Raw genomic sequence first — 10,045 nt, 5'->3', positions numbered from 1 at the left:
ACATACAAGAAGTTTCTCGGGTACCGTCCAGGTGTGGCTGTCATTGGCGACATGATTGTCGGCATAGAGAACAGCGACGGCAACACTAACGTTCGTTTCCACCAGAAGGACACGTTGAGGAGATTCTTTGAGAGGATTGAACAGAAAGGATTGACAGTCAATCGTTTCAGGGCAGATTGCGGATCCTGCTCAGAGGAAATTGTGGAAGATGTCGGAAAGCATTGCATGACTTTCTATATCCGCGCCAACCGCTGCGGTTCGCTCTACGATGACATCTTTGCACTCAGAGGGTGGAAGAGAGAGGAACTGGGCGGCATTGAGTTTGAACTGAACTCCATTCTTGTTGAGAAATGGAAAGGGAGGGCATACCGTCTTGTAATCCAAAGGCAGAAGCGAATTGACGGTGAGATTGACCTGTGGGAAGGCGAATACACCTACCGCTGCATCCTTACAAATGACTACGAGTCTTCCGAGAAAGAGATTGTCAAATTCTATAACCTCCGTGGAGGGAAGGAACGCATCTTCGATGAAATGAATAACGGATTCGGCTGGAACAGGCTTCCAAAATCCTTCATGGGAGAAAACACGGTGTTTCTTCTGCTTACGGCACTCATACGCAACTTCTATAAATTCATCATGGCGAGGCTTGACGTGAAGAGGTTCGGACTCAAAGCAACAAGCCGCATCAAGGCGTTTGTCTTCAAGTTCATCTCTGTGCCAGCCAAATGGGGCAGGACATCAAGGCAGTATGTGCTGAATATCTATTCATGCAACAACGCTTATGCTGATGTGTTCCAGAATGACTTTGGATAACACCGACAACTTATGGTCGTGACTTTGCGTATTGCCTCAAGTCGCATGGTGGGGTAAGGGGCGTTTATATGTCTTTATGGTGACATTCGATGCACTGTGCCCCCTTTTTACTAACGATGCAGATTATTTTCGCTTCTGTATCATATAGGCGCGTAGTTGCGGATTTGAGGGAACTATAACCGCCTCCGGCGGGGTGACTGCCGGGGACTTCGTGCATTTGCACATATAGCGTTAGGGATTGCAGGGGAAAGCCCACAGCCCTGCGAGGACTTGCAACGAAAAGCCCGACCTGAAAGGAAACGCCCAAAAAGAAAAAATCCCCTGAAGCATATACTCCAGAGGACTTTTACGATACACATATCTTTATTTGTAATACAGTTTCAGATCGTCTGTTGCAATCTGCTTGCCATCTTCAAAGGTCAGTGTCTTACGGTCTATCTCCTTGCCGTTCTTACGGACAACAACCACCCATTGCATCGGCTCGTTCACTGCCCCATCGTCACCATCGACCACACCACCGGAAACGGCAAACTCAATCGCACTGCCTTCAGTGGAAAGCGTAACGGAAGGTACAGCCAATGCGTCATCATCAAGAATAGCCGTACCCTTGAACTTCTCATTTGTGTTCTCATTAATCACTGATGTGCCGTTAGCAGCCACCACCACAGACTTTATATAGCTCCGGTAATCGCCTGACTGCTGAACGGTAACCTGATACATAGCCCCCTCACCGCCACCGGGTTCATCATCTTTGCTACAACCCACAAGACCACCAATCACGCACAGGCAAACAGCCAACCGATAAAATAACTTTTTCATAAGCATAAATATTTAAGTTTATAAATAAACCACGCAACCCAAACCGATGTGGTTATTGTTGCGAAGGATTGAATTAAACAACATCTCAAACCGGTATTCGGCAAAAAGAGCAACCTTATGGCTCAGCAGGACTTCAGGTCTTATGCCCACTTCATAACCATAGACAAATGCCCGGCTACGCTCCAGATAAACCAGTTCGCTTTTCGTCTTAGCCCGCTGATAGCCGATTGTACCGGAAGCCACACCCAGTAAGGAGAACTTGCGCCCCTTCAGGAGCCAGTATGCGAACTCCGGGCCGACTGTTACGGTGTTCGCCTGAACCTGTTCACGGTTCAGGTTACGATAATTGAGGTTAGCCCCCACCCTGAAAGTCTTAAAGACTTTGCCATAGCCCAGCGTACCCTGTACCTGGCTTTCGTCCACCACATAATCAACTTTCATGTTCAGATAGTTGCTGCCGATATACTGTGCCCTGCAAACAGCAGTCAGACACAACAGGCAGCTTATAAAAAACAGCTTTTTCATAGAATTACGGATTTACTTGTATGGTAATCTGTTTTCTCACCGGCAAACCGTACCGGCTTGAAACGGTAAACTCAATCAATGTCTCGCCTGTACTCTCAGGCATGAACACCACCAGATTATTGTGTTCAAGCGCAACACCCTCGTCACGTGTAGCGTCATATCCGGAAATATAAACCTGCCCCTTACCCTTGACAAACCGTGCGGAAGCCTTTACGCCATACTGGTCTGTAGCAAGCAAAAGGTTAAACTCCACATTATCGGACAGGCTGACCATATCAGGCACATTCTGGAACTCCACATTCATATCAGGAGTAGAAACATCAAGCCTCACGCTGTCAGCCCTTGTCACCATTTCGCTGGCAACGGACATCTTCAGGCTCATAGCTCCTGCCGTTGTCGGGACAAAATCAAAAGAGAGTTTGCCATTTGTCTTATAATCATATTCAAAAGACTCACCGGGCGAATATTCGCTGTTATCAACGATGATCACGCCATTGCCACCCTCTATGTCAAACATGGTAAGCAGCTGGTCGCCGTTGTCAGGATCAAGACCATTAACGGAAAACGTACAGTTCACAGCCTTGCCAACCGCAGCCGCCCCACCGTCAATGCTTTTGAGTGAAACGGAAAAGTCACGGCTTATCAGATTGAGTTCGTTATCACAGGCAGATAAAGCCAGCATAAAGAACAGTGCAGAAATAAGACTTCTCATAGGCTTAAAATTTAAAACTTGGTTATTCTATCAAACAAATCATTCAAATCTACTCCCCTGCTTCTCAGGAAAGCGATATACTTCACCATCACGGGCAGGTTATCTGACTGCTCGATATTGGAAAGCTGCTGTCGGCTTATGCCCATCATTTCAGCTACGCTTTTGGCTGTAAGCTGTAAGCGGATGCGTTCGACCTTTAATTCATTCGTCAGTTCCATATATGAAATTTATTGGGTTTATCATTCTGTCATTTTTTATCACCTCATAGTGAAGGTGATTGCCAGTACTCAAGCCTGTACTGCCCACAAAACCGATAACATCACCTTTCGTGACCACTGCACCCTTGCGTCTGTAAATATGCGTAAGATGCGCATAACGTGTCTTGAATCCGAAGCGGTGTGTTATAACAACCGTTTTGCCATAACCGGGCACATTGCCGGAAAAGGAAACCGTGCCATCGGCTGCGGCATGTACAGTGGCCGCATACTCAGCCGCCATGTCAAGCCCGGCATGAAAGGTACGTTTACCGCTGACCGGATGCACCCGATATCCGAACCTGTCGGATATACGGTAATTCTCTTTAAGCGGTGCCACAGACGGTACAAACCTGAAAATATCCTCCTGACGGCTTATAATATGCCACACGGGAGCGACCTGTTTAAAATCACGTGCAGTCTGCAACACCTCTGCCACCAGTGTGCGCTTATCCTGTGCTGTGGCTCCAGAAAGAGAAAACAGCACAATCAAAGCCACGCTAAAGCTCCGACACATTTACGATATCGCTGTTCTCCAGGTCAAAAAGAACATGACGGCCACCGTTTTTTTCGTTTATCTCGATACGGAAAAACTTGTCATCAGGAATAGTGAACTTATCAAAAGCAATCACATACTTCATCTTGTCGTTGCCCTCGATACGAGGAGCGTAGTTTTCGGAGAACAAAGCCTGCTGGTCAACCTCCTGGGATGCTGTCAGCTTCGCAGTCTTACGGTCAACGATATAATACCGGATATAGTCTATGTCGTAAGGAAGACGGCTCTTGTTCTCAATTTCAAAAGTGAAAAGCAGCAGATTATCGTAGATATGCAGGTTATTGAGTGAGAACACTATCTTATTGCGAACAATACCCTTATTGAAAATCTGCCGGCGTGCGTTATACACCCTGTTCATCACATCGTCACGTTCGCCAGCCGGGATGATATTGTCAGTAAGAATCACATTCGCCTTTTTCTCCGGCTTTTTCTCGCCCACTTCATATACAAAAGCATCCGGTTTATCCCGGTAATCGACATTGAATGTAAAGAACCTGCCGCTTTCGGTAGCAAACGAGACATTGGTCTGCTTTGGGAACTGCTGCACGCTGCCTGTACGTGCTATCATACGGATAATATTTTCCGTATTCTCAGCCTTACTGACATTGATACAGGTATCACCGTAATCAATGTAAATCACCTTTTCGGGAGCAATGAGGTGAGTCTGTGAAACCTCATTGATAAAAACCGTATCAGGATTTATGCTTGTCATGCCAGGAAGGAAATAGTTTGTCTGCTCCAGACTGTCAGCATAGGACACATTGAAGGAATAGAAAAAGCCGCCTTCAGTCGCCACGCTAACAGTAGTCTGCTTGCTGAAGCTTTTACTGTTCGCCTTGATACGAAGAATATGCGGTACATTCTCCGGATTATCCACCGCCACAAAATCAGTAACCGCCTGACTATATTTCACCGCTGAAGGAAAAATCAGATGTATGGTTTTGGAATAATTTACTGCGATGGGCAGACTCTCAACCGGGCGTATCTGCGCTGTAGCCGATACAGCCACAATCAGAAGGATTATATTCAAGAAAAGTGCTTTCATTTCAAATAAAGTTTATAGTTTGACTTCACCGTAACGACAATCTGGTTGTTCTTCTTACGGAACACGCTTTTAGCGGCATTGCTGACGGCGTTAACGCCTGTACTCAACACATCTGTGCCATAGATACCCGTATTCAGGTCACCCACCACTTCATCAGCCGCCTCCTTGCTTGCTTCAGCCTTTATATTCAGCGGCACATATATACCGGGCAAGCCATCCTGATCATAGACGGTCTTTTTAAGCTCGTAGATGCTGTTGCCTACCCTGACGGATTCAATGGCTATATTGATTCTGTCCTGGTCAAGTTTGACCGTGCCGAAAAGTGCCGTACCCTTGTCAAGCAGCAATCCATTAGGAAGCTGCATCTCTTGAAGTGTGACCAGCTTTATGACACTGCCGGAAGTAATCTTCTGGTCACCTGAAACAATCGCCTCAATGGTATTACCCGTATTCTGAGGTTTATCTCCGGAAAAGAATCTGCTCGCAGCAGGTTTGTTTTCGGGTTCAGGTGCCGGTTTGGTTTTCGGTTTCTCCGTTTTCTTCTTCACCGTCTTAGGCTTCGGAGCCGCCTTAGCCATGCTGTCAGCCCTTTGGTTAGCTCTCAGCTGCTGCTGAAGTGCAAGGACTTCAGGATCTTCTGTATAAACCCCTTCTGCCCTCTCATGATAGACCTTATCGGAAAAGTTCTCATATTCAGGCTTGGCTTCAGAACTCATCATATCGTCTATGGTGAAATCACTCTGCTGCTGTGCCCTTAAAGAGGTATTGACATCCTGCATATTCTCATCATCATCAGAACCGCTTAAAGCCATGACAATCACCAAAACCAACAGTACGAAAATGCCGAATGAAGCGAAAACGATAATCTTTGTCTTAGTTGTCTTATCCATAGGCTCACTGTTTAAGCGGTTGTTCTATCCGTATAATCTGCTGCAAGAACTGGCTAAAGAAAAACCCTGTCACGTTCTCCGGGAACTGCGGTGTTGTTCTGACAAGCTCACCCCTTGTGCGTATCAGGAATTTAAGTTTCTGTCCGGATACACTATGAATGGTAAGTGTGGAAGAAAACTCAACCTGATAAGGCTCGTTATCACCGGCAATACGCTGCACGCTGTCAAGCTCACATTTATACACCGCACCGTTCTGAACGGCATCAGAATAAGCCTTATCGTTATAATATTTGGAGAATATGGCATTCAGGTCGTTTTTATTGATATAAAAAGCGGCATGAGCCTGATTACGTTTCATATCGAGCCTGTCAAAGCTGTTGGCATAACGGGTGGCTTCGGAGCATGTATTCTTGACCAGTGCGATAAAAAGGTCTTCTGCATCTTCGGCATGAGTCTTCAGGTATTCGCCGGAGCGTTCGACCACGACTACCTTATTCAGTGCGGAGAAGTTAACAGTCAGCCCCCATGCCAGAACCAGCAGCACCACCAGCAAAGCAAAACCCAGACACAGTTTGAGGTTGACAGCCCCTTTACGCTTGGCTTCAGCCAGCGTATCAAATTCTTTCAATATATCATCTTTATTCATGATCGGCAGGATTTAAAACAGTTCACGACAATACTTCACACTCTTGGCAAACAGAAACAGTTTGAAGACAAATGCAAAAAGCAACCCCAACATCGTATATTTGTTCTGTCCGCACATCTGCATGACATTTTCAGAAATGACGGAACCCAGCGCATTTGCAATCAGGAAAGCCGGGATCATCATATAACAGACAAACAGATTTTTCAGGTAAGCATGTGTATAATGCCTGGTTTTCTCGTCAAGAAAGAGAATAATCGCAATCGGTGTAACAATCTCCAGCAGGATAAGATACAGATACCTTGCAGCGGCGAAGAAGAAGAAAATATACTTAGTCGCATACAGAAGAACGGTATAAACCGCAATATTGAACGGAAGGGCTATCACCTCGTCAATCTGTTTGCCCACCCAGTTGCTACGTCTGTTAACCTCTTCGATATAATCTCTTGTGAAAGTAGCAATGGCTTCGTCTATGCTCAGATCGACATCTTCCTGATAGTGTTCTATCAGTTCATTCTGAATATTGCCCAGAGCCGTCTCAACAATGGTAAAGGCAAACGGAGCCGCCATGATAATGGCAAACACATAGATATAGATATAAAACAGCTTGAAGAACTGTTTCATGTCAGCCGGTCTGTCACCTTCACTGAAGGCTTCTTTCCATGCGGTAACAAACTTCTGGATAACAATAATAATCGCCACAAAAGTGCACAAGGCAATGATGCCCTTGCTGACATCATTTAGTTTAACGGCTTCATACGCCTGTATAACATTATCAATCACTTCCATAGGCTCACGATTTATCAGATTTAAGTGCGGCAATCCGCTTTATTGCATCATTAACGGTATTGAACCTTGCCCTCTCGTCAAGCAGTTTGTCCTGCTGTGCCCTGAGCTTTGCATCAAGGTCAATTATTATCTTCAACCTTTCACCGTCCGTCATTTTCAGATCCGGCGAAATGATGGTGCGTAAAAGGTCAAAGGATGTAATACTCTCCTCCATAATATCATTGAGCACTTTGGTATAGGCATTATACCCCTCCTGCGTATAGATGTCTGTACGTGAACACTCGGTTGCTGAAATCTTCAGCATTTCGCCCTGAAGCTTCAGTACATTCAACACCATTTTGGAGTTCTGGATAAGACCACTCACCTTACGGTACAGGTCCAGGCTCTCAGTCAATATATTGCGTGAGTTATCCAAAACCTTAAACTGTTCGTAAGCCTGTTTGAGTTCTTTCGCCCACGTTATCTGTGAAAGTTGTGTCAGTGCCGGGTCTGTAACCACAAACTGAGAAAAGGCAGGTGTGGCCAAACAGAACGTCATGATGACACTACATAGAAAAATCCGTCTCATAGTCTTTGTGTTTTAACTGTTTATACTGTTCGATAGCTGTCTCCAGACTGCCGACCTCTCTGTATATCTCCTGTAACCTGTTCCATTTCTCGCCATCCGTCTGAAAAGCCAGCAGCTTTTCAGGAGAAAGCTCCAGACGCACCACAGTAGCGTAGTTATCCATAAATCTCAGGAAAATTTCGGAGTACGGTCTTGTGCCCGTAAAATCATTGCGTATGGACTTCATCAGGTTAATATGACTCCGATTCTTGATATGGAACGCCTCGATTGTCTGGTCATATACCACCTCATTGGCCGGAAGCACATAAAGAAGCTGCGTATTGGCAATGATACCCTTAGTATATTCATTATCCGGCAGCTGTGCCATAGACTGTACGATTGTGCCCACAGCCCCATTCTCTTTACGGAGTTTCTGGTAACAGAAAGCAACCGTAGAATGGATATCGGCACCTGAAAACGTATCTTTGATGGACTGGCTTTCGGCGTATTCGTCAAAGATCAGCATACCACGCACCGACCTGTCGGAAAGAATCTTGTTTTCAATGGTATCAAAAAGGATAGTCATAATCACGGAGATAAGGAAAGGGTCTTTCTTTATCTTCGTAAGTTCGAAGACAATAAAATCACGGTTCTGCATATCATTCTCCAGTGGGGAATGTCTGCAAACATTCTCATAGAAGCCCCCCGGCATGAACTCGGAACACACGTGTAGAAAGCTGTCTATATCGAAATATTCAGGAAGGATATTCAGCCTGTCATACAGGCTGTGCCCCTGCTGCCTCACATAATCGTAAAAGTCAGGGAAAGAATGGCCGTCTGTCTTATCCTCGTAATACTGACGGATAATCTTTGTAAGGGAAACGACCTGTTTAGTGTCTTCCATAATGCTTTTGGTACGCCAGAACTTCAGCACCAGATTAACGAGCGTCTTTATTTTCTCGTTATCAGGCTGTACACCGCCCGTATAAAAAGGATTTATACCCAGTGGAGAAGTACCGTCATAATCAATGTGCAGCGACTTATCTTTATATAGTTGGGAAAGCTGGTAGAAACTTTTTCCGAACTCAACCACAATCAGCTTGTAATTCTGCTCAATACACTGCTGAATGATATTAAGAGAAACCACCGACTTACCACCACCGGTACTTGCCGCCACAATCATGTTGCGTGCAGGAATACGTTTTTTAGAGGCATCCCAAATATCTTTTCTGACCGGAGCCTGAAACAGGCGGTCATTAAAAAGAATACCCTCTTTATCACTTCTGAAAGTAGTATAGTTTATCGCCATACAAAGTGAGGAGTGCAAATCAGAGAGGAACATGAAGTCATCATCCAGACAGTTTTCACGTCCAAGAACCGAACCGATAAAAATATTATAAAGACCTTCATAAGAAGGGATATAATATTTAAACCCGGCATTGGTAAAGATCATCTTCACCTGCTCGATACAGCGGTCAAGAACCGCGTCTTCATCTTCAAGCAGCATGATATTGAAATGTGTCTTACAAAGTACATTCTCTTCGTTGATAATCTCCTGTTCATAGTTAGCCAGACCTTCATAACGGCTTTTGATAGCCTTGTCAAACTCACGGTATCTGCCGAAGAGTCTCACCCTCTCGGATAGTTCGTCACGGTAACTGCTACCGGCAAACCGCCATATCTGGTTTATGACATGTGAACAAGGAAGATGAACGCCCAGCCTTTCGAGCATAGACATATAAAGGCTGCTGTTAGCCTCTTGTAGTGTACTGTCTGTAACGTATGTTTTCATACGGTCAGGCAAGTAGCGTTCATCACAAACGGAAAAGAAAACACCTTTTTTATGTCCGATACGTATCATATCGGCACACTGTATGTCTCTCAGACCTTCATCATCATGGAATCCGTTAACGAAACGGAAGACATGCTGTTTTATCTCTGCCACACTCAGGGGCCTTATCTGTGTGCCTCTGATGTTGCGTATGATGGAAACGGCACTTTCAACCGCTTCAAGAAACTCAGAAAGCCTGTCCTTGTCGGCTTTCGTCAGTTTCTCACGGTAATCCAACGGATTAGCCTGATAAGCCTTCTCCAGACTGGAGAGAGACGAGAGTGTAAAGGAAAGGATGCAGAAATGGTGAAGGTATTCTCTGCCCTCAAAGTATCTGCGTTCAGCTTTCTGGATATAGGTATCACCCTCTATCACATAATCGGATTTGAATTTCCGGCGCAAGAATATATCCTGTTTATGGATAAAGCCATTACGCACATACTGAAACGCCCTGAAGAACTCATTGTGTCTCTGCTCCAGGTCGGCAGTGTCAAGCGAATATGCTTCAGGCAGCTCCATCAGATAAACAACGGAAATGTCGCCGGATTTGGTAAGAATAGCCGAGCCTACTGTATCAAGGATACAATAAGCCTGTGCTGCTGCAATTTTCATAAGCCTCTG

12 protein-coding genes are annotated in these 10,045 nt (G+C 45.2%); 1 reads left to right on the top strand and 11 read right to left on the bottom strand.

Annotation, left to right across the window (positions count from 1 at the left end):
* A partial coding sequence (locus tag H9625_RS13745) for an IS1380 family transposase (RefSeq protein WP_191764886.1) occupies positions 1-813 on the top strand: 813 nt, incomplete at its 5' end.
* 363 nt (positions 814-1,176) lie between these two features.
* Here the strand turns inward: H9625_RS13745 and H9625_RS13740 are convergent.
* The 11 genes from H9625_RS13740 to H9625_RS13690 are packed head-to-tail and all read right to left on the bottom strand — an operon-like array spanning position 1,177 to position 10,036.
* Positions 1,177-1,632, bottom strand: a complete 456-nt coding sequence (locus H9625_RS13740; protein ID WP_191764884.1) for a beta-barrel fold lipoprotein — start codon at positions 1,630-1,632, stop codon at positions 1,177-1,179.
* An 18-nt stretch (positions 1,633-1,650) separates the two neighbouring features.
* Positions 1,651-2,157, bottom strand: coding sequence for a conjugal transfer protein TraO (locus tag H9625_RS13735; RefSeq protein WP_191764882.1), 507 nt, complete (start codon positions 2,155-2,157; stop codon positions 1,651-1,653).
* A gap of 4 nt (positions 2,158-2,161) precedes the next feature.
* Complete coding sequence (locus tag H9625_RS13730; protein ID WP_117748245.1) at positions 2,162-2,869, bottom strand: hypothetical protein; 708 nt, start codon at positions 2,867-2,869, stop codon at positions 2,162-2,164.
* Between the two features lie 11 nt (positions 2,870-2,880).
* A complete protein-coding gene (locus H9625_RS13725; protein WP_117748246.1) occupies positions 2,881-3,087 on the bottom strand; it encodes a helix-turn-helix transcriptional regulator in 207 nt (68 codons plus the stop codon).
* Complete coding sequence (locus H9625_RS13720; RefSeq protein WP_191764880.1) at positions 3,071-3,640, bottom strand: M23 family metallopeptidase; 570 nt, start codon at positions 3,638-3,640, stop codon at positions 3,071-3,073. The genes H9625_RS13725 and H9625_RS13720 overlap by 17 nt, the downstream gene beginning before the upstream one ends.
* Positions 3,624-4,724 (bottom strand): conjugative transposon protein TraN, encoded by a 1,101-nt coding sequence (gene traN, locus H9625_RS13715; protein ID WP_117748248.1) that lies wholly within the window; start codon positions 4,722-4,724, stop codon positions 3,624-3,626. Before traN ends, H9625_RS13720 begins: the two co-directional genes overlap by 17 nt.
* Positions 4,721-5,614, bottom strand: coding sequence for a conjugative transposon protein TraM (gene traM, locus H9625_RS13710; protein WP_191764878.1), 894 nt, complete (start codon positions 5,612-5,614; stop codon positions 4,721-4,723). Before traM ends, traN begins: the two co-directional genes overlap by 4 nt.
* A gap of 4 nt (positions 5,615-5,618) precedes the next feature.
* On the bottom strand, positions 5,619-6,260 hold the full coding sequence (locus H9625_RS13705) for a hypothetical protein (RefSeq protein ID WP_191764876.1): 642 nt from the start codon (positions 6,258-6,260) through the stop codon (positions 5,619-5,621).
* Positions 6,261-6,272: 12 nt separating this feature from the next.
* Complete coding sequence (locus H9625_RS13700; protein ID WP_117748251.1) at positions 6,273-7,046, bottom strand: hypothetical protein; 774 nt, start codon at positions 7,044-7,046, stop codon at positions 6,273-6,275.
* A gap of 4 nt (positions 7,047-7,050) precedes the next feature.
* Positions 7,051-7,614, bottom strand: coding sequence for a conjugal transfer protein TraI (locus H9625_RS13695; RefSeq protein ID WP_191764874.1), 564 nt, complete (start codon positions 7,612-7,614; stop codon positions 7,051-7,053).
* Positions 7,592-10,036, bottom strand: coding sequence for a VirB4 family type IV secretion system protein (locus H9625_RS13690; protein ID WP_117795699.1), 2,445 nt, complete (start codon positions 10,034-10,036; stop codon positions 7,592-7,594). The genes H9625_RS13695 and H9625_RS13690 overlap by 23 nt, the downstream gene beginning before the upstream one ends.
* Positions 10,037-10,045 lie beyond the last annotated feature (9 nt).

The sequence above is a fragment of the Phocaeicola intestinalis genome (assembly GCF_014837065.1).
Lineage (GTDB): Bacteria > Bacteroidota > Bacteroidia > Bacteroidales > Bacteroidaceae > Phocaeicola > Phocaeicola intestinalis.
Note: the sequence above shows the minus strand (reverse complement) of the source record. Positions and strands in the feature narration are given on the sequence as shown.